This is a genomic window from Nonomuraea longicatena (genome assembly GCF_039525605.1).
Lineage (GTDB): Bacteria > Actinomycetota > Actinomycetes > Streptosporangiales > Streptosporangiaceae > Nonomuraea > Nonomuraea longicatena.
In genome coordinates this window covers 225,270-244,849 of sequence record NZ_BAAAHQ010000001.1, presented here as the reverse complement: position 1 = coordinate 244,849, position 19,580 = coordinate 225,270, and the positions used below count along the sequence as shown (strand labels likewise).

Annotated in this window: 15 protein-coding genes; 10 read left to right on the top strand and 5 right to left on the bottom strand. The window is 72.2% G+C overall.

The genetic code is table 11. The annotated features are described in order from the left end of the window. Positions 1–33: 33 nt before the first annotated feature. Positions 34–3,900 (bottom strand): ATP-dependent RNA helicase HrpA, encoded by a 3,867-nt coding sequence (hrpA, locus tag ABD120_RS01110; RefSeq protein WP_343947729.1) that lies wholly within the window; start codon positions 3,898–3,900, stop codon positions 34–36. Positions 3,901–4,104: 204 nt separating this feature from the next. Further along, positions 4,105–4,821, bottom strand: a complete 717-nt coding sequence (ppgK, locus tag ABD120_RS01105) for a polyphosphate--glucose phosphotransferase (RefSeq protein WP_343947728.1) — start codon at positions 4,819–4,821, stop codon at positions 4,105–4,107. A 56-nt stretch (positions 4,822–4,877) separates the two neighbouring features. On the opposite strand from ppgK, the gene ABD120_RS01100 reads away from it, so the two are divergent. Further along, entirely contained in the window at positions 4,878–5,510 is a 633-nt protein-coding gene (locus ABD120_RS01100; RefSeq protein WP_343947727.1) for a TenA family protein, read from the top strand. 90 nt (positions 5,511–5,600) lie between these two features. Here the strand turns inward: ABD120_RS01100 and ABD120_RS01095 are convergent, their stop codons facing one another. Then, positions 5,601–6,179 (bottom strand): HAD family hydrolase, encoded by a 579-nt coding sequence (locus tag ABD120_RS01095; RefSeq protein ID WP_343947726.1) that lies wholly within the window; start codon positions 6,177–6,179, stop codon positions 5,601–5,603. Positions 6,180–6,328: 149 nt separating this feature from the next. Here ABD120_RS01095 and ABD120_RS01090 point away from each other — a divergent pair, with 149 nt between their 5' ends. Continuing rightward, positions 6,329–7,144, top strand: coding sequence for a DUF4253 domain-containing protein (locus tag ABD120_RS01090; RefSeq protein ID WP_343947725.1), 816 nt, complete (start codon positions 6,329–6,331; stop codon positions 7,142–7,144). Between the two features lie 8 nt (positions 7,145–7,152). Here ABD120_RS01090 and ABD120_RS01085 read toward each other — a convergent pair whose 3' ends face one another. Both ABD120_RS01085 and ABD120_RS01080 read right to left on the bottom strand, forming a co-directional pair. Further along, on the bottom strand, positions 7,153–7,980 hold the full coding sequence (locus ABD120_RS01085) for an SAM-dependent methyltransferase (RefSeq protein ID WP_343947724.1): 828 nt from the start codon (positions 7,978–7,980) through the stop codon (positions 7,153–7,155). 283 nt (positions 7,981–8,263) lie between these two features. Then, positions 8,264–9,505, bottom strand: a complete 1,242-nt coding sequence (locus ABD120_RS01080) for a Scr1 family TA system antitoxin-like transcriptional regulator (RefSeq protein WP_343947723.1) — start codon at positions 9,503–9,505, stop codon at positions 8,264–8,266. 163 nt (positions 9,506–9,668) lie between these two features. Here ABD120_RS01080 and ABD120_RS01075 point away from each other — a divergent pair, with 163 nt between their 5' ends. The 8 genes from ABD120_RS01075 to ABD120_RS01040 all read left to right on the top strand — a co-directional run bounded on the left by ABD120_RS01075 (position 9,669) and on the right by ABD120_RS01040 (position 19,577). Then, positions 9,669–10,424 carry a hypothetical protein gene (locus ABD120_RS01075; protein WP_343947722.1) on the top strand — a complete coding sequence of 252 codons (756 nt, stop codon included), beginning with the start codon at positions 9,669–9,671 and terminating at the stop codon, positions 10,422–10,424. Positions 10,425–10,432: 8 nt separating this feature from the next. Beyond that, positions 10,433–10,801, top strand: a complete 369-nt coding sequence (locus ABD120_RS01070) for a hypothetical protein (protein ID WP_343947721.1) — start codon at positions 10,433–10,435, stop codon at positions 10,799–10,801. Positions 10,802–10,838: 37 nt separating this feature from the next. Further along, a complete protein-coding gene (locus ABD120_RS01065; protein ID WP_343947720.1) occupies positions 10,839–11,933 on the top strand; it encodes a VOC family protein in 1,095 nt (364 codons plus the stop codon). Positions 11,934–11,949: 16 nt separating this feature from the next. Continuing rightward, positions 11,950–13,029, top strand: coding sequence for an alpha-hydroxy acid oxidase (locus ABD120_RS01060; RefSeq protein WP_343947719.1), 1,080 nt, complete (start codon positions 11,950–11,952; stop codon positions 13,027–13,029). Positions 13,030–13,172: 143 nt separating this feature from the next. Then, entirely contained in the window at positions 13,173–14,816 is a 1,644-nt protein-coding gene (locus tag ABD120_RS01055; protein WP_343947718.1) for a thiamine pyrophosphate-binding protein, read from the top strand. After that, entirely contained in the window at positions 14,813–15,565 is a 753-nt protein-coding gene (locus ABD120_RS01050; RefSeq protein WP_343947717.1) for a hypothetical protein, read from the top strand. Before ABD120_RS01055 ends, ABD120_RS01050 begins: the two co-directional genes overlap by 4 nt. A gap of 45 nt (positions 15,566–15,610) precedes the next feature. Then, positions 15,611–17,257, top strand: a complete 1,647-nt coding sequence (locus ABD120_RS01045; protein ID WP_343947716.1) for an MFS transporter — start codon at positions 15,611–15,613, stop codon at positions 17,255–17,257. After that, on the top strand, positions 17,247–19,577 hold the full coding sequence (locus ABD120_RS01040) for a hypothetical protein (protein ID WP_343947715.1): 2,331 nt from the start codon (positions 17,247–17,249) through the stop codon (positions 19,575–19,577). The genes ABD120_RS01045 and ABD120_RS01040 overlap by 11 nt, the downstream gene beginning before the upstream one ends. Positions 19,578–19,580: the final 3 nt, after the last annotated feature.

Genomic DNA, 19,580 nt, shown 5'->3' with positions numbered 1-19,580 from the left:
CCAATATAGGCGGATATATCTGGACAGCGGAGGTCAGGGCATGAGCCGGTCCATGGCCTTGGCGATGCGCTTCTCCGAGATCGGGGTCGGAGTGCCGAGGGTCTGGGCGAAGAAGCTCACCCGCAGCTCCTCGATCATCCAGCGGATCTCGCGGACGTCCTTGTCGGCGCGGCGGACCGGGGGCAGCCGGTCGAGCAGATCGTGGTAGTCGTCCTCGACCTTGTGGACGCGGGCCATCCACTCGTCGTCGCGCCACGGCTCCTCGGGAAGCTTGGTGAGACGGCGCTCGATCGCCCGGAGGTAGCGCGACAGGTCGGCCAGCCGCGCGGTGCCGGTGGCCGTGATGAAGCCGGGGTAGACCAGCTTGCCGAGCTGGTCGCGAACGTCGTCGGTGGCCGCGCTCGCGCGCAGGCCCGCGAGCTGGGTGCCGACCGTGTGCCAGGCGGAGAGAACCTGCTCCACCCTGCCCAGCACCTGCTGCGAGGTGTCGTGGAGCTCGGCCCGCACATGCTGGTGAAGGCGGTCGAAGGAGACAGGGTCCCAGGCGGGCCCGCCGACGTCGGCGGTCAGCTTGTCGACGGAGGCGTTGACGAGGTCGTCGAACAGCGCCACCGCGCCGCCGTGGGGGCTGCGCGAGAGCGTCAGCTTGGCGGCGTTGGACAGGCCGCCGAGCAGCGACCGGGCCGGGTTGGTGACGTTGAGGAGCAGCAGGCGGCGGGTGCCCGTCCACATCGAGCGGCGCTGCTCGGCCTCGGTCTCGTAGATCTTCACCCCGACGCTGCCGCCCTCGTCGACCAGCGCGGGATAGCCCTTCATCCGGCCCTGCTCGAACACCTTGGGCAGGGTGCCGAGGCTCCAGGTGTGCAGGCCGGTGCGTTCGAGGTCGTCGCCCGCCGCCGACAGGGTCTTGCGCACGCGCGGCGCGAGCCGCTTCTTCAGCTCGACGAGGTCCTTGCCCTCCGCGACCGTGCGCTTGCGGTCGTCGATCACCCGGTAGGTGATGCGCAGGTGGTCGGGGACCTGGTCGAGCTGCCAGGCGTCGTGGGGGACGCGGACGCCGGTCAGGCGCAGCAACTCGCGCTCGACGGCCTCCAGCAGCGGCTCGCCGGCGGGCGAGACGCCCTGGAGCACCTGCTTGGCGAAGTTGGGGGCGGGCACGAAGTTGCGGCGCAGGTTCTTCGGCAGTGTCCTGATGAGCGCGGTGACGAGTTCCTGGCGCAGGCCGGGGATCTGCCAGTCGAAGCCGTCGGACTCGACCTGGTTGAGCACCTGCAGCGGCACGTGGACGGTCACACCGTCGGCGTCGGCGCCCGGCTCGAACTGGTAGGTCAGCCGCATCCGCTGGCCGAGCTGCCGCCAGGTGTCGGGGTAGTCGCGGGTGGAGACGTCTGCGCCCTCGTTGACCAGCATCTCGGGCGTGAAAGTCAGCAGGCTCTTGTCCTCGACCTGCTTCCACCAGGAGTCGAAGTGCCGGGCGGAGACCACGTCGGCGGGCACCCGCTGCTCATAGAAGTCGAACAGGGCCTCGTCGTCGACCATGATGTCGCGCCTGCGGGCGCGGGCCTCCAGCTCCTCGACCTCGCCGAGCAGCCGCCGGTTCTCGCGCAGGAACGCGTGGTGGCTGTCCCAGTCGCCTTCGACGAGCGCGTGCCTGATGAACAGTTCGCGTGACAGCTCGGGGTCGATGCGGCCGTAGTTGACCTTGCGGCCGACGACCAGCGGCACGCCGTACAGGGTGACCTTCTCCAGGGCGATCACCGCACCCTGGTTCTTCTCCCAGTGGGGCTCGGAGTAGGAGCGTTTGACCAGGTGCTGGGCGAGCGGTTCGACCCAGTCGGGTTCGATCTTGGCGTTGACCCTGGCCCACAGGCGGGAGGTCTCGACGAGTTCGGCCGACATCAGCCACTGGGGCTGCTTCTTGGCCAGCGCCGAACCCGGGAAGATCGCGAAGCGGGCGTTGCGGGCGCCGACGTACTCCTGGATGGGGCGGCGGCCGTCCTGGCCGCGCTGCTTGTCGACGACGTCCTTGACGCCGATGTGGGACAGCAGGCCGACCAGCAGCGAGGCGTGCACCTGCCGGGGGTCGGCGAGCGCGCTGTTCGGTTGCAGGCCGAGCGCCTGGCGGAGCTGGCTGTAGATGTCCTGCCACTCGCGCACGCGCAGGTAGTTGAGGAACTCGGCCTTGCACAGGCGCCGGAAGGCGCTGGAGGACAGCTCCTTCTGCCGGTCCTTCAGGTAGTTCCACAGGTTGAGGTAGGTGAGGAAGTCGGACTCGGGATCGGCGAAGCGCCGGTGCTTCTCGTCGGACTGCTGCTGCTTGTCCGCCGGACGCTCGCGCGGGTCCTGGATGGACAGGGCGGAGACGATGACCATGACCTCGCGCAGGCAGCCGTTCTTCTCGGCCTCCAGCACCATGCGGGCCAGGCGCGGGTCGGCGGGCAGGGTGGCGAGCTTGCGGCCGACGGGCGTGAGCTGCCCGCCCGCGTCGAAGGCGCCGAGTTCCTGCAGCAGGTTGACGCCGTCGCGGACCTGACGCTTGTCCGGCGGCTCGACGAACGGGAACGCCTCGATGTCGCCCAGGCCGATCGAGGTCATCTGCAGGATGACGCTGGCCAGGTTGGTGCGCAGGATCTCGGGGTCGGTGAACTCGGCCCGGCCGAGGAAGTCCTCCTCCTCGTACAGGCGGATGCAGATGCCGTCGCTCGTCCGCCCCGAGCGGCCCTTGCGCTGGTTGGCGCTGGCCTGGCTGATCGCCTCGATGGGCAGGCGCTGGACCTTGGTGCGATGGCTGTAGCGGGAGATGCGGGCGTAGCCGGGGTCGACGACGTACTTGATGCCCGGGACGGTCAGCGAGGTCTCGGCCACGTTGGTGGCCAGCACGATGCGGCGGCCGGTGTGGCGCTGGAAGACGCGGTGCTGCTCGGCGGCGCTCAGCCGGGCGTAGAGCGGCAGGATCTCGGTGTTGCGGAAGTCGGCCTTGCCGAGGGCGTCGGCGGCGTCGCGGATCTCGCGTTCGCCGGACAGGAACACCAGGATGTCGCCCGGCCCTTCGAGGACGAGTTCCTTGCAGGCGTCGACGATGCCCTGGGTCTGGTCGTCGTCCTCGTCGATCGGCCGGTAGCGCACCTCGACCGGGTAGGTGCGGCCGGAGACCTCGATGATCGGGGCGTCGCCGAAGTGCCGCGAGAACCGGTCGGGGTCGATGGTGGCGCTGGTGATGACGACCTTGAGGTCGGGGCGCTGCGGCAGCAGCTGTTTGAGGTAGCCGAGGATGAAGTCGATGTTGAGGCTGCGTTCGTGGGCCTCGTCGATGATCAGGGTGTCGTACTGCTCCAGCAGCCGGTCGTGCTGGAGCTCGGCCAGCAGGATGCCGTCGGTCATCAGCTTGACCAGGGTACGGTCGCCGCCCTGGTCGGTGAAGCGCACCTTGTAGCCGACCGTCTGGCCGAGGTCGGTGCCGAGCTCGTCGGCGATGCGCTCGGCGACCGTGCGGGCGGCGATGCGGCGCGGCTGGGTGTGGCCGATGAGGCCGCGCACGCCTCTGCCGAGTTCGAGACAGATCTTGGGGATCTGGGTGGTCTTGCCGGAGCCGGTCTCGCCCGCGATGATCACGACCTGGTGGTCGCGGATGGCCGCGAGGATGTCGTCGCGGCGCTGGGAGACCGGCAGTTCCTCCGGATAGGTGACGGCGGGGACGGCGGCACGCCTGGCCGACAGGCGCGACTCGGCGCGCTCGATGTCGGCCAGGATCTCGGCCGTGATCTTCTCCCGCGCCTCGCGGGAGCGCACCCTGCGCACGCCGTCGAGCCTGCGCCGTAGTCGCCGCTGGTCACGCGGCATCAACTCGGGCAGGCGGGCGTGCAGCTCGGTGAGAGGAGAGGACAACGCAGAGCTTCCCATACTGCTATCAGGATATTTGAGCTCCGCGTCACGGGAGCCGGCAGTCCATCGTGCCCCACCCGCCGGGGTGGCGCATCCCGATTTTCCGGCGTCCGCGACCGGCCGCGGAGTGTCAGCACTCTCCCCAGAGTTCACCACGGTCGATCACGGACATCTATGAGACTCCCGAACGGGCGAAGGGGTTGCATCCGATTCCGAGAAATCTCACGCCGCGCGGGTCAGCGCGGCGCCGATGATCCCGGCCTCGTTCTGGAGGGTGGCGGGCACGATCGGGGTGTCGATCGAGATGTGCGGCAGGAAGCGGTCGGCCTTCTTGCTCACCCCGCCGCCGATGATGAACAGCGACGGCGTGAAGAGCATCTCGACGTGCCGCAGGTACTCCTCGACCCGCTCGGCCCAGTCCTTCCAGCCGAGTTCGTGCTGCTCACGGGCTCGGTCGGAGGCACGATGCTCGGCGTCCTTGCCCCGGATCTCCAGGTGGCCGAGTTCGGTGTTGGGCACCAGGACACCGTCCGTGAACAGGGCGCTGCCGATGCCGGTGCCGAAGGTGAGCAGCAGTACGGTCCCCTTCCTGCCCCTGCCCTCGCCGAACGCCAGTTCGGCCAGCCCGGCCGCGTCGGCGTCGTTGATCACGCGTGCGCCGTGGAACAGTTCGGCGGCGTCGGTGCCCACCCAGGAGTGGTGGACGTTGGCGGCGGTCTTGACGACCCCGTCCGCGACCACGCCGGGGAAGGTCACGCCGACCGGGCCCGACCAGGAGAAGTGCTTGGTGATCTCGGCCACGACGTCGGCGACGGCCTCGGGTTTGGCGGGCTGGGGTGTCGGGATGCGCAGGCGGTCCCGGATCAGCCGCCCGGCCGAGGTGTCCACGGGCGCGCCTTTGATCCCTGAGCCGCCGATATCGATGCCCAGTACATCCATATTTCCGTTTTCCCCCTATATGCGGTGAGTGAATCCGCAGGTCGTAGCATGGCGGTGTGACTGAGTTCAGTGAGTGGTTGCGTGAGCAGTGTGCCGAGGAGTGGGAGGCGGTGGTCGGGCACCCGTTCGCGGCGGCCGTCACCAGGGGCGAGGCGGACATGCTCCACTACCTTGAGCAGGACTTCCTGTTCGTCGACTCCTTCACGGCGCTGCTCGGCGCCGCCGTCGCGAGCGCCGACACCTTCGCGGCGCGGGTGCCGTACGGGCAGTTCCTCGGCCACGTCGCCACCACCGAGGAGAAAACCTACTTCCACCGGGCGCTCGCCGAACTCGGCGGCAGCACGGAGGCCGCGCCCGAGCCGGTGACGGCCGAGTTCCGCGCGCTCATGGACGAGGTGCGGGCGGCCCAGGACTACCCGCGCATCGCGGCCGTGCTCTGCGTCGCCGAGTGGACCTACCTGGGCTGGGCCTCCCGGGCGGCCGAGCCGCTGCCCGAGGGGTTCGTGCACCGCGAGTGGATCGAACTGCACGAGGGGTCGGACTTCCGCGCGTGGGTCGGCTTCCTGCGCGGCGAACTCGACCGGCTCGGGCCCGCGCTCGACGAGGACCGCCGGGCCGAGGTGCTGGCCGCCTTCCGCCGCGCCGTCGAACTCGAACGGCGCTTCTTCGACATGGCCGCCGCCGGATAGGCACCGGGCAGGGCGTCGCCGTCGAGACGGCGCTGCACGTCCTGGACGGCCTCGACGCCTTCGCCGACCCCATGATCGAGGCGACCTGCCTCACGCCAGGATCGGCACCAGATCCTCGGCCGAGCGGAAGTGCACGCCGGTCATGCCGAGCCGCCTGGCCGCCTCGACGTTCTCCAGGCGGTCGTCGATGAACAGGCACCGCTCCGGCGCGACCCCGGCCAGTTCGGCGGCGAGGATGTAGATGCGCGGGTCGGGCTTGGCCACCCCGACCTTGGCGCTGCTGACCACCGCGTCGGCGAAGTAGGTGAGGCCGATCCGGTCGAGGTGCTCGTCGAGGGTGTCCATCGCGTTGGTCACGATGATCAGCGGCACCCGCTCCTGCGCCTTGGCCAGCAGCTTCCTGACCTCTTCGTCCACCCAGAACCGCTGCTCGCGGAACTCCTCGACCGCCCGCAGCGCGTCCTCGGTGCCGCCGAGTTCGGCGGCGACGGCGGCGAGCCATTCCCGCTCGCTCATCTTCCCGACCGTGGGCGGCAGGATGAGGTCGGGACGCAGGGCGGTCTTCATCAGAGGCAGGCCGTAGCGGGCCTCGATGGCCTCCTGTTCCTCGTGGTCGAACTGCCTGATCACTCCGTCGAGATCGCTGAGCACGGCGTCAAAAGTGGTCACAGCCCACCATTGTGCCCGCAGGGCCCGGCGGCCTCGATCCCGGCGGCCGCCGCAAGCCCCCCGCAACGCCGCCAATCCGGCGGAAGACCAGGAAGAATCATCGATCCGGGGTCGCCCGGGACAAATGTCCTGCCACTACCATCTCCCCGATGGGCATGAACGATCAGCGGCTGCCACAGGAGTTGCGCGAGCTGTTCGCCGACGGCGGCAGGGGGCGCACTCTGGCCCTGCCCATGCCGGCGGGCGAACTGGTCTGGCCCGACCCCGGGTTCGCGCGACCGGATCGGCCCGCGTTCTGGATGAGCGACGGCCCCGCCGGGGCGCGCGTGTGGTCCCGCTTCCGCTCCGAGCACGCCCGCAGCGGGTTATGGCCGGTGCTGCTCGACGAGTCCGCGCAACCGTGGGCGACCGGCCAGGTGGCCCCGGACGACGCCGCGCAGATCGAGCATTTCACCGCCGACGGGTTCATGAGCGAGGTGTGGCAGGAGTGGGTGGCCCAGGTGCCCGCCGAGGCGCTGACGGAGCTGGAGCCGTACGGCGCGCTCTGCCCCGGCCTCGCCCCGCCAGGGGCGCTGGTGGCCGAGCCGGGCGCCGTCGCCGACTGGCTGGCGGGCGAACTGGCCGGGCGGGGCATGCCGCTGGGCCTCGCGGCCGTCGACCGGAGCGCGGACGCGCTCGCGGTCATGGGCTGGCAGGGCGCGCTGCACCACAACGAGTGGATGGTGCCGCTGGCGGCGGTGGTGCGCAGCTGGGAGGAGCGGTTCGGGGCGCGGGTGGTGAGCCTGGGCTTCAACACCCTCGACCTGAGCGTGGCGGCACCGCCCGCCGAACTCGACCACGCCCTGCACGTCGCCGCCGAACACTGGGCGTTCTGCCCGGACAACGTGGTGCAGGGCGCCGGGGACCTGCGCGGGTACGCCGCGCAGATCGCCGGAGCGCACGCGTGGTCGTTCTGGTGGGACTGAGGCGTGTCTCAGCTCACCATGGCCAAGGCTCCGTAGTTGCCCGCCTCCTCCGGCCGCCCGGCGACCTCGCCGTCGTCGGGACGCCATTGCGGAACCCAGACCAGGCCGGGGTCGACGAGGTCGAACCCCGCGAGGATGCCGGCGAACTGCTCGCGACCCCGGGTGGCGTACCCGGGCAGGGTCATCGCGATCAGGTCGTGGACGGCGGGCAGCAGTTCCTTGGGGATGCCGTCCAGGGTCGCCTGGAGGACGCCGAGGAAGCTGCCGGGACTCGCGGCCTGGCCGAGCCGTTTGAGGATGTAGCGGAAGCGCTCGTCGTCGCCCACGCTGTGGCCGGAGACGAGCAGGACGCCGACGGGGCGGTCCCAGTCGATGAAGGTGTTGAGCACGCGGTCGGTGAGCATGTCGTCCACCTCGGCGGGTTCTCCTTCCACCACGCGCACGAGGTCGGTGATCGGTTCGATAGTGGCGTGCGCGTTGGCCAGGATCAAGGGGTCGGACTCGACGTACAGGACGCGGGTGCGGGGAGTGCGGGGGTGGCTTCTGGCGATGTCGTGCAGTTGGCGGCCCTTCGGCAGGCCGCCCGGCACGCCGCTGCCGATGATCACTAACTGGTCGATCCACTCTCCCGCGAGGAAGCGTACGAGGCGGGCGAGGAACAACAGCACCGCGCGGGCGGCGGTGGCGCTCACGGCGGCCGCGCTGTCATAACGGCGCACCGCGTCGCGGTCAACGAAGAAGTTGTTCTTTCCGCCGGCCGCCGCATCGAGGACTCTGGTGGCGGTGGCCTTCTCTGTCGCGAGATTAGCCAGGTTTCGGATGGCACGTTGACGCATTGAGTATGGGCCCTTTCCCCTCGCCGAAAACAATCCTGGGAAAGTTGGCACCTGACCCCACGCGGTGACCGAAGTCAATATGATCCAAAATTGTCTCCGTCTGGCAATAGACATATCGGGAAATACATCTTTTTGTTTCTCCTTCCACAAGATTCTCGTCTGTCTCATTGGAGAAGGCCGTTCTCAACGCCACAACAGCACCACACGTCACACGGGCAACGCAATACGGCGGTACACCAAAGGGGTGGCCGTAAATGACCGATGCGAAAAAGAACGCGCGGGCTCAGAGGGCCAGGCGGTGGCGGTGCGCGTGGAGGAGGTCGAGGGTCTCGTCGCGGGTCGTGGTGATGACCGACAGCTTGGCGAACGCCTGGTGGAGCACCTCGATCGCGCCGGAGCCGGTGATCAGCTCGTCGGCCTCGATGCCGTGCCGGCAGGCCATGTCCAGCTCGTACGCCTCGGCGAAGCGCCACAGCGTGAACGGCCCGGTGCGCGGCAGGTAGGCGGGGTGTTCGAGGGGCGCGATGTGCACCGAGACGTTGGGCCGCTTGGCATGCTGGATCAGCGTGTCGAGCTGCTCCGCGTGCACGTCGGGCTCGGCGATCGAGCGCTGCAGCGCGCTCTCGTCGACGATCGCCCAGACGACCGGCCCGTCGGCGCGGGCCAGTAACGCCTGTCTGGTCAGCACCCGGCGGACGGCCACGTCGATCGGGGTCAGGCCGGGCGTGGCCAGGCCCGCGACCTGGATGGCGGCCCGCGCGTACGCCTCGGTCTGGAGCAGCGGCGGGATCACCTGGTTGTGGTAGGTGCGGATGACGGAGGCGCGTTCCTCCTGCGCGTAGGCGGTGGCCTCGTGGACCGGAACGGCGGCCGAGTCGTACCAGGCGGGGGCGCGTTCGCCTCTGGCCAGCGACATCAGGTGCTCGCGCACCGGCGCGGCGAGCACGCCGTACAGGCTGAGCAGGCGGGCCACCGTGGTCGGCGCCGGCACGATCTCGCCCGCCTCGATGGGCGCGACCGCGGCGACGCCCCGGCCCAGGGCGAACTCGACCTCCTCGACGCCCAGCCCGACCGTCAGGCGCAGGCCGCGCAGGCGGTCGGCGAGCGCGACGCGCTGGCCGTCGTCGAGGGTCGCCGCCTCGGGCAGCTCGGGGCCGGGCCGGTGGCGGCCGGGCAGGCCCTCGGCGCGGCGGGCAAGGTCGACGACGTCGCGCAGCAGCGTCAGCGAGCCGTCGGACAGGCCGGAGGCCGAGACGCCGATGGCGGCGGCGCGCACCTGGAGGTCCTGCACGGCCCCGGATTCGAGGTAGTCCTCGCCCAGCAGCCAGCCGACGCTCACCTGGAGGTAGGCGGCGATGGCCTGGAGCACGTGAAGGGTGGGATTGGTCTGTTTACCGGTGCGGAGCTGACTGATGTAGGCCCGTGTGATGGGCACCCCCGCCTTGGTCAGCGAGGTCGCCACCTGAGCACCCGTGCAGCCGCGCTTGTTCAGCGCGAGGTCGAGCCGCTCGGCCAAGTTTGCCACCGGATCTCCTGCCGCAGACGAATCTCACAAGCGTAGTAGACAGGTCGCTGACCTGCCCTATCTTCATAATACGAAAGTGGCAGTTGACACGAATGACCACGCATGACCACTATCGAGGCGAGATTCGAAAACTGCCACTTAACAGCGAGAGGCGGCCGGGACCGTGATCCAGGGCAGCTCGTGGTTCGTCAGGGACAAGACCGGGCAGGGCGCTCTCGCGCTGGCGATCCAGCGGGTCTGCGCGCCACTGGCCGGGGACGGCACCCGGATCCACACTGCCGACCTGCCGCTCGGCGGCGTGCAAGTCTGGGCGGAGACCCACACCTGGCCCCCACACGGGATGTGGGCGCTCCACCACCGGATGGCCCGCGAGATCGCGCTCGCGGGCTGGCACACCGAGATCGGCGACCACCTCCTGCTCGTGCTCGGCTGGAGCGCCGACCGCCTCGACCACCGCGCGCGCGTCCTCCGCAACGCGCTCGCCCACCGCCTGGCCGACCACGGCAGAACCACCCGTCAGGCGATCAGGCTCGTCACCCGCCTGCTCACCTCCCCCTTCCCCGCCTCGGCCGACCCGGCCGCGGACGCCGTCGCGGCGGTGGCACGGGACCTGAGGTGGCCGGCCCGCCTCGACGCCCTCGACGGGCTCCAGCGCACCTCCACCCTCGACTCCGTCCAGCTCAGGCTCGCCCAGGTAGCGGGCCTCGAAGCGGACGTACGGCGCCGCTGCGCCGAACACCTCGACCTGGCCTGGCGGGTCACCCGCAAGCAAGCCGGCCTGCTGGACCATCCGGCCCCCGCCGACCCGCTCCTCCACCCCCTGCTCCAGCCCGTCCCCACCCGAGGCGGGCCGACGGAGCGACGGGTGGCGGCGACCGTACCCAACCGGCCTCTCCCCAGCGGTCCCCACACCTTCTAGGAGCGTTCGTGAACCTGATCGAAATCCGGCACGGCGAACTGGTCAAGGATCTGACGGACAGCCTCGCCGCGCGCGGCGTCACCACCGGGCTGATCTGGTTCTTCGGCCAGGTCGAGCGGTTCGAGATGTCCTCGGGCCCGCTCGGATCCGTGACGATGCTCGACCAGCCCGCCGAGATCTGCTCGGGGCAGGGCGAACTGGTCGGCGGCCTCCCCCAGCTGCACGCCCTCATGCGGCTGGCGGACGGGACCGTCCAGGGGCGGCTGCACTCCGCCCTGGTCGGCGCGCACGGCGTCCGCGTCTGGGTGCAGCCGCAGCATGCCTTCACCGGCCAGTGGGGCGGTCCCGTCGCCGCACGCGACGGATGGATGACCTGACCCCCCCTTACTGACTCCTCATCCCCGAGGTAGCACCATGATCAAGAACGCGCTCGACGGCTCCATCGCCTACGTGGAGCTGTACGTCTCCGACGCCGCTCCAGCACTGGACTACTTCACCTCCCGCTTCGCCTTCACCCCTCGCGCCACCGCAGCAGATCGCAGCAGCCGCAGCACGCTGCTGGTCAGCGGCTCCGCGCGCCTCGTCGTGACCGAGCCGCGCGGTCACGAGGGCCCGGTAGCCGAATACGTCGCCGCCCACGGCGACGCGGTGCGCGACATCGCCCTGTACCGCGACGACGTGCGCGCGATCGTGCGCCGCGCCGTCCTGGCCGGGCTGTCCCTGTACACACCGCCCGCCGCCGACCCGGTGACCGGGACGCTGTCGGCCGTGCTCGGCGGCTTCGGCGTCCTCCGGCACACCGTGATCGAGCGGCCGGTGCCCGGCCGCGACCTCGGGGTGCCGCCCGGTTTCGCCTGGCGTTCACTGCCCGCCGTGCCGCACGGCGGTCCCTGGCCGCTGCGCCTCATCGACCACATCGCCGTCTGCCTGCCCGTCGGCGCCCTGGAGCCGACCGTGGCCGCCTACCAGTACGCGTTCGGGATGCGGATCGTCCGCAGCGAGCGCGTCGAGGTCGGCGCCACCGCCATGGACAGCCACGTGCTGCGGGACGCGGACGGGCTCACGTACGTGATGGCCGAGCCCGACCCCACGCACGAACCCGGGCAGATCGACCAGTTCCTCCAGGTGCACGGCGCCGCCGGAGTGCAGCACCTGGCCTTCCTCACCGACGACATCGTGGCGGCCGTACGCGGGTACGGCGGCAGGGGCGTCGGCTTCGTCTCCCCACCACCGGACTCCTACTACGGCGCCCTGGCGGCGCGGGTGGCGGACGCGCCCGAACTGGCGGCCCAGCTGGCCGACCTGCGGGAGACGGGCGTACTGCTGGACCGCGACCAGGACGGCGAGCTCTACCAGATCTTCACCACCAGCCCGCACGAGCGCGACGCGCTGTTCTACGAGCTGGTCGAACGGCAGGGCAGCGAGGGGTTCGGCACCAACAACATCGTCGCGCTCTTCGAGGCCCGCGAGGCCGACCTGAACGCCCGCTCCGCCACTGTCGGCGCCTGAGAACGGGGGGCCGGCGATGTTACTGACACTCTCCGACTACGAGGCCGAGGCGCAGGCCCGGCTGACCAAGCCCGTCTGGGACTTCGTGACCGGCGGCGCCGGCGAGGACGGCACGGTCAGGGCCAACCGACGGGCCTTCGACGGCTGGCGCTTCCGTCCTCGCGTGGGCATCGACGTCTCCTCGATCGACGTCTCCACCAAGCTGCTGGGCTGCTCCTGGCAGGCGCCGATCGCGATCGCGCCGACCGCGCTGCACGAACTGTGCGCGCGTGACGGCGAACTCGCCACCGCGCCGGCCGCGGCGTCGGTGGGGCTGCCGTTCACCGTCAGCACGTTCGGCTCGCGCACCATCGAGGAACTGGCCGCCTCCTGCCCGCAGGCGGTGCTCTGGCAGCAGGTGTACGTGTTCAAGGACCGGTCCGTGACCGCCTCGCTCGTGGAACGTGCCCACGCGGCCGGCGCGGGCGCGATCCTGGTCACGGTGGACTCGCCCTGGCTCGGGCGCAGGCACCGGGACATGCGGGGCGAGTTCGCGATGCCGCCCGGCGTGATCGCGCGCAACCTGGCCGCCTCCACGGGCGACGACCCCGACATCGTCTCGCCCTCCGCCCACAGCAGGCGCACCATGGACCCGTCGCTGACCTGGCGGGACATCACCTGGCTGAGCGGGCTCACGGACCTGCCCGTGGTGTGCAAGGGCGTGCAGACCGGGGAGGACGCCGTCGCCGCCCGCGAGGCCGGGGCCGCGGCCGTCGTGGTCTCCAACCACGGCGGCAGGCAGCTCGAAGGGGCGCGCGCCACGCTCGACGCGCTGCCCGAGGTGGTCGCGGCCGTCGGGCCCGACTACCCGGTTCTCATGGACGGCGGGGTGCGCTCCGGCCGCGACGTGCTGCTCGCGCTCGGGCTCGGCGCCTCGGCGGTGCTGGTCGGCCGGCCGGTCCTGCACGGACTCGCGGTCGCCGGTACGGCGGGCGTCGCCGGGGTGCTCACGACGCTCGTGGAGGAACTCGTGGACGCCATGGGCCACTGCGGGCGCACCACGTTGCGCGCCATCGGCCACGACCTGGTCACCCCCACCCTTGGAGCGCGCCCATGACCGTCACCCCGCAGACCCCCCTGGCCGCCGTCGCGGCCGGGGGCCCCACCCCCTCGGCGTCCCCCTCCCCTCGGGAGCCGACCCTGCCGGAACCGACCTTGCAGGAATCGACGCTGCCGGAACCGAGCGTGACGGAACCGAGCGTGACGGAACCCAGCGTGGCTGTGCGGCTCGGCGAGGCGCTCGTCCGGCTCGGCAGCGACCTGGTCTTCGGTGTCGTGGGCAGCGGCAACTTCCACCTGGTGAACGCCATGACCTCGGCAGGGGCGCGGTTCGTCGCGGCCAGGCACGAGGGCGGCGCCGTCACCATGGCCGACGCCTACGCCAGGACCTCGGGACGGCTCGGCGTCCTCAGCGTCCACCAGGGCCCCGGGTTCACGAACGCGGTCACCGGGATCGTCGAGGCGGCCAAGAGCCGTACCCCGCTGCTGGTCCTCGCCCCCGAGATGGGCGGGCACGCCAACTTCGCGCTCGACCAGGAGGGCCTGTCGCGGGCCTCCGGCGCGGAGTACATGCGTGTCACCGCGCCCGAGCGGGCGCTGCCCCTGCTGGGCGAGGCCGTGCACACGGCCCTCGACCAGCGCAGGACCGTCGTCCTCGGCCTGCCGCTGCACGTGCTGTCGGCGCCCTGCCCGCCCGGCGGGACCGGGGCGCACCGCCCGTCGGAGGTGCTGCGGCCGGACGCGCGGGCGGTCGCCGACCTGGCCGGGCTGCTCGGCCGGGCCCGCCGCCCGGTGTTCCTCGCCGGGCGGGGCGCCAGGGAGCACCGGGAGGTCCTGATGGAGCTGGCCGAGCGGGCGGGCGCGCTGCTCTCGACGTCGGCCGTCGCCAAGGGGCTGTTCACCGGCGAGTCCTGGGACCTCGGCGTCAGCGGCGGGTTCGCCCACCCGCTGACCGCCGAACTGATCGCGGACGCCGACGTGATCGTCGGCTGGGGCTGCTCGCTCAACGACTGGACGCTGCGGCACGGCCGCCTGGTGGGTCCGCAGACCACGCTCGTGCAGGTCGAGCACGACCCCGAGCGCATCGGGCTGCACCGCCCGGTCGGGCTCGGCGTCGCGGGGGACGTCGGCGTCACGGCCCGCGCGGTGCTCGACGCGCTCGGCACGGCCCCTCCCGCCGAGGTCGGATACCGCGACGCCGCGACCGCCCGCCGTCTCGCCGACGGGGCGAGCTGGCATCAGGCCCCCCACACCGATCGGGGCGGGGGCGGGTACATCGACCCCCGAACGCTCACGCTGCTGCTCGACCGCATGCTGGACGAGCAGCGGACCGTCGCGCTCGACTCGGGCAACTTCATGGGCTACCCCGCGATGCTGCGGGTGCCCGACGCCGACGGGTTCTGCTTCACGCAGGCGTTCCAGTCGATCGGCCTCGGCCTCGCGACCGCGATCGGCGCCGCGCTGGCCCGGCCCGACCGGCTCACGGTCGCGGCGCTCGGCGACGGCGGGGCGCTGATGGGGGCGGCCGATCTCGAGACCGCGGCCCGGCTGCGGCTGCCCATGGTGATCGTCGTGTACGACGACGAGGGGTACGGCGCCGAGGTCCACCACTTCGGGCCGGAAGCCGACCTGAGCGCGGTGACGTTCCCCACGACCGACGTGGCCTCGGTGGCGGCCGGGTACGGCTGCGAGGCGGTCACCGTGCGCGCCCCGGAGGACCTGAAGGCGGTCTCCGACTGGCTGGCCGGGCCGAGGGAGCGTCCGCTGCTCGTGGACGCCAAGGTGGCGCGGTTCCCGTCGTGGTGGCTGGAGGACGCCTTCATCGGCCACGGGAGGCGGACATGACGGCACTCGACGACAGGCAGGCGGCGGCGAGCCGCCCCAGGTACGCGCCGCCGTACCGGGAGGAGCGCTCCTACCGCGAACGGCCGTACGGCGAGGAACGGCCTTATCGGGAGGAGCCCCCGTACGGCGAGGACCGCACCTATCCGGAGGAGCGGGCCTATGGCGGCACGTGGGCCTACCCGGAGGAGCGGATCGACGGCGAAGACCGGGCCTACACCGATCGCCCCTACACAGATCACCCCTACCAGGAGCGGCAACCGCTGCTCCCCGACCGGACGTACGAGGACGAGCCCCTACCCGCACGGGCCTACCGGGACCCGTACCAGGAGCGCGTCTACCCGGAACCGGCCCGGCCCCGCACCGGCCCGATCCACCCTGAGCCGGTCCATCCCGAGACGACCTATCGGACGGCGTCCTACCAGGAACGGGCCTACCGGGATGGCCCGTACGCGGAGGAGCCGTACGAGGAGCGCCCCCATCAGGAGCGCAGTCAGGAGCACGGCCGGGAGCGCGGCGCCGTCCCCGCCCAGCGGGCCTACCGGGACCCGTACGGGCGGCGGCGCCCCACCCCCGACCTGGCCGACTTCACGCCGACGGACGTGTTGCCCGCGCTGCGCGCGCTGGCGCTCCCCTCCGCCGGCGAGCGGCTCTCGCCCCGGCAGCAGCTCGCCCTGCTGCAGTTGCGGCACGCCGCCGAAGCCGTCCTGCTCGCCTTCAAGGACTCACCGGCCGCCCGTCACGGGCCCTGACCGGACCAATCGCCGCGCAGATCAGTTCAGACAGGGAGGTCAGCTTTGACCGTCACCGCCGTACCGGCACGGGGACCGGGCGCTCGGCAGGGCGTTCAGCAACGACAGGGATCGGGTGCGCACCGCAGGCTCGCCACCGCGCGGACCGGCGTGCTCGTCGTCCTGGGCTGCGGAACCATGGCGCTGGTCATGGGCGACACCATGGCGGGCACGCTCGTGGTGCCGCTGCTCGCCGCGGACCCGCTCGGCGCCGGCGTCCCGCTGGTGGACCTCCAATGGGTGGCCAGCGCCTCCGCCATCGCCTACGCGGCGCTGCTGGTCACCGCAGGGCGGCTGGCCGACCTGGCCGGGCGGCGGCGGGTGCTGCTGTTCGGCCTGCTGGCCTTCGCGCTGGGCGGTGCCACCACCATCATGGCCACCGACCTCCCCCTGCTGTTCGCCGGGCGGGCCGTGCAGGGAGCGGGCGCGGGCGCGATGGTGCCCGCGTCGCTGGCACTGCTGCTGGCCCACCTGCCGGCCGAACGCCGCGCGCCCGCGATCGGCGCCTGGTCGGCCGCCTCCGGCCTCGGCGGCATCCTGCTGCACGGCGGCGGCGGCTTCCTCGCCGAGGCGTGGGGCTGGCGGCTGCCGTTCGCACCCGCCGCCGTCGGCGGCGCGGTGCTGGTGCTGGTCGCGCTGAGCGCCCCCGCCGACCCCCGCACCCGGCGGCTGCCGGGGGAGCGCCGCTCCCCCGATCCCGTGGGTACGCTCGCGTTGCTCGGCGGCCTGGCCGGGCTGGTGCTCGCGCTCACCAAGGGCCAGCAGTGGGGCTGGACCTCGCCCGCGCTGCTCGGCCTGGCCGCCTTCGCGCTGTTCCTGCTGGTGCTGAGCGTGTCGAGGTCCGTACGGCACCCGGTGCCCGCCGTCGACCTCGGGCTGTGGCGGCGGCCGAGCTTCGCGCTGGCCGGCCTGATCGCGCTCATGTACGGGGTCGTCTCTCTCAGCCTGCTCGCCACCGCGCCGTTCCTGCTGCGGCAATGGGGCCTGCCGATGCCGCTGGTCGGCCTCGCGCTGGCGCCGCTGTCGGTCGGCGTGCTCGTCTCCAGCCTGGTCGCCGGGCCGATCGTCCGCCGCAGGGGCGCCCGGCCGGTCATCTATCTGGGAGTGCTGGTCGTGGCCGCCTCCGCCGTGTGGATCCTGCACTCGGGGCTGCGGGCCGAGCCGTACCTGGAGCTGTGGTTCGCCGCCTGCACGATCATGGGGCTCGGGCTGGGCGCGATCAGCACCGGCGCCTCCGCCGCCGCGGCCCTCAGCGCGGGCACCGAGAGGTACGCCTCGGCCGTCGGAGCCAGCATGACCGCCCGCCAGATCGGCGGCGCGGTCGGCGTGGCCACCGGCATCCTGCTCATCCAGCATCCGCCGCTGGGCGGGCCGGTGCCCGGTCACGCATCCACGTTCGCGTTCATGGTCGCGGGCGTGGTGGTCGCCGGGGTGCTCGCCCTGTTCATCGCACCGCCGCCCAAGCGGCGCCCGGCGGCGACGGTCGTGACCGCGATGCCGCTGGCGGCGCCCGTCCCCGACCCTCCGCAGCAGCCGCAGCCGCTCCTGCACGCGATCCTCGCCTCGGCCGGAGACCTCGTGGTCACGATCGACACGCTGCTGGGCACCCAGCCGGGGACCGCCGCCGACAAGGAGAAGACCCATGCTCGATGACGAGACCAGGTCGGCCGTGTCGGTCCTGTCGGAGGAGTACGGCACCGTACTGTTCGACTACTGCCACACGGAGCTGTCGCCCGAGCTGGCCGCGCGCGCGGCCGCCGGTGCGCTGCTGGCCGCCCATCTCGACCGGGCGCGGCTGAAGGACGGCTCACGGCGTACGGCCTGGCTGTACGCCCTGGCCCGGGTGCACCGCTCCGCCACCGCCCTCGACCACCCGGCGAGCACCGGGTCCTGGCACCGGCCCGGACCCATGGGCGACATGCTGGCGCCCGCCCTCGCCACGCTGGAGTCCCAGCACCGCGAACTGCTCGACCTGTCGCTGCGGCACCGGCTCGGCCACGTGGACATCGCGCTGATCTTCGATGCGGGGGCCGTCGAGGTGGAGGCCGTCCTCGCCGAGGGGGCGGCCCGGCTGGAGCGCTGGTTCGCCGCCGTGTCGGCGGCGGGCGCGCCCGGCGGGTGCGCGGTCATGGCGGAGCTGCTGGGCCGCTGGCTGGGCGGGCCGTCCAGGCAGGGGCGCACCCGGATCGGCGGGCACCTGGACGCGTGCGCCGCCTGCCAGGCGGTGCCCGCGACGCTGCCGGCCGAGGCGCTGCTGTCCGGGCACCGGATGGTGGGGGTGCCGGGGGCGCTGGCCGACTGGCTGCCGGACCGGCGGGCCCCGCTGGCGTGGCGGGCCGACGGCTTTCCGGTTCAGGCGCGTTCTCTGGCGGACGCGACGATCACGGCGCCGATGGCGGCGCTGTCAGGACTTGACCCGGCGAATACGGCGAAGTCAAGGGATCGGGTATACACGACTTCCGCGTCGCGGGATATCGGATCCGGCTCCGGGGATTCCGGGCCGGGGCGGCCGAGTTCGCGTTTTGGGCCGTCGGCCTCCCCGGCTTTTGGGTCCGGTGTATCCGGCGGTTCACCAGCGTCCCCGGTCGATGCCGTGCACCCGGTTGGCACGGCGGCCGGGGCCGGGTCCTGGCCGGAGGCGGGCGCGGCTGCCTCCGGCCAGGACCCTCCTTCCGTTCCACGCGCCCTGCCGCTCTACACACCCGCGCCCGCCCGCCGTGACGACGAGCGCCACTCCCCCGCGGCGCGGAAAGACGCGACATCGCAAGCCGGGACACCTCCGGACGGGACACCTCACGGTGATGCGTCGGGAGGCGGGCCGCCTCGTGGTGGCACACCAGGGGGCGGGACGCCTCACGGTCGGGCACCTCACGGTGGCGCACCAGGAGATGGGGAGCCGGGAGGCGGGGGGTCGCGGAAGGCGCCACGGTCCGGGCGGAAGGGTGGCAAGGCGGGCGAGTTCCGCTCCTGGGAGCGGCACGGCGGCCAGTGGGAGGAGTTCTGGCGCAACCGGCCGGACGAGTCGAACCCCGAGGCGCGACTGTCGGTGAGGTCGGTGGCCAGGGTCGGCGTTCTGGTGGGCGCCGGGGTGCTGGTCGCCGGGCTGGCGTGGACGGGCATGCACACGCAGGTGCAGCCCGCGCGGGTGGCGGGCGCCGCCATCCCGCAGCCGCTGCCCGTGCCCACGGAGTCGGTGATCGAGGTGCCGCCGGGGGCGACCGTACCGGAGCAGCCCCCGCCGAGCGCGCGGCGCCCGGAGGATCCGCGCGACAGAGCCCGGCCGCCCACCACCGCGCCCGTGCGCGCCGAACGCCCGGACGACCCGCTCCGCTCCCCCACGAAGGCCCCTACGAAAGACTCTGCGAAAGACCCCGCCAAAGACCCGACGAAGGCTCCTGTCAAAGACCCGGCGAAGGGGCCGGCCAAGGCCCCCACCAAAGCTCCCACCAAGGCTCCCAACAAGGCCCCGGCCACCCGGGAGCCCACGCGGACACCGGAACGCGCGCAGCAGAGGACGCCGACCGCGGAGCCGACGCGGGAGCGGCAGCAGGCGCTCGCCAAGCCGCCCCCGCTGCCCAAGCCGCCGCCGCCGACCGCGCGGCTCTCGTCGTCGTCGGCCAGCCTGGGCTCGGGCCGCTCCGGCTCGCTCTCGCTGGACTGCACCGGCTCCTGCCAGATCACCTCGGCCTCCGGCTCCAACGGCATCTCCGTCTCAGGCAGCTCCTACAGCGTCAGCGCCCCCACGAGCCGCCCCGGCTGCCCGGGGCCCGACAGCACGGAGTCGGGCACGATCTCCGTCTCCTGGTCGGGCACCACCACGGGCAACGGCACCACCACCGAGGGCACCGCGACGGGCGGCGGCACGCTCACGATGAGCGTGTCGTGGACGGTCGCCAGAGACAAGGGCACCTACGTGCCCGACATGAACGGCGGCGGCTATTGGAGCAACTGCGGCCCGAACAGCTCGGGCTGACCG

Bases quoted from the DNA above. Each gene is read 5' to 3' on its own strand.
- ABD120_RS01090 (WP_343947725.1), top strand. From the start codon at position 6,329: ATGGGCATGAACGATCAGCGGCTGCCACAGGAGTTGCGCGAGCTGTTC.
- ABD120_RS01050 (WP_343947717.1), top strand. From the start codon at position 14,813: ATGACGGCACTCGACGACAGGCAGGCGGCGGCGAGCCGCCCCAGGTAC.
- hrpA (WP_343947729.1), bottom strand. From the start codon at position 3,900: ATGGGAAGCTCTGCGTTGTCCTCTCCTCTCACCGAGCTGCACGCCCGC.
- ABD120_RS01040 (WP_343947715.1), top strand. From the start codon at position 17,247: ATGCTCGATGACGAGACCAGGTCGGCCGTGTCGGTCCTGTCGGAGGAG.
- ABD120_RS01060 (WP_343947719.1), top strand. From the start codon at position 11,950: ATGTTACTGACACTCTCCGACTACGAGGCCGAGGCGCAGGCCCGGCTG.
- ABD120_RS01085 (WP_343947724.1), bottom strand. From the start codon at position 7,980: ATGCGTCAACGTGCCATCCGAAACCTGGCTAATCTCGCGACAGAGAAG.
- ppgK (WP_343947728.1), bottom strand. From the start codon at position 4,821: ATGGATGTACTGGGCATCGATATCGGCGGCTCAGGGATCAAAGGCGCG.
- ABD120_RS01065 (WP_343947720.1), top strand. From the start codon at position 10,839: ATGATCAAGAACGCGCTCGACGGCTCCATCGCCTACGTGGAGCTGTAC.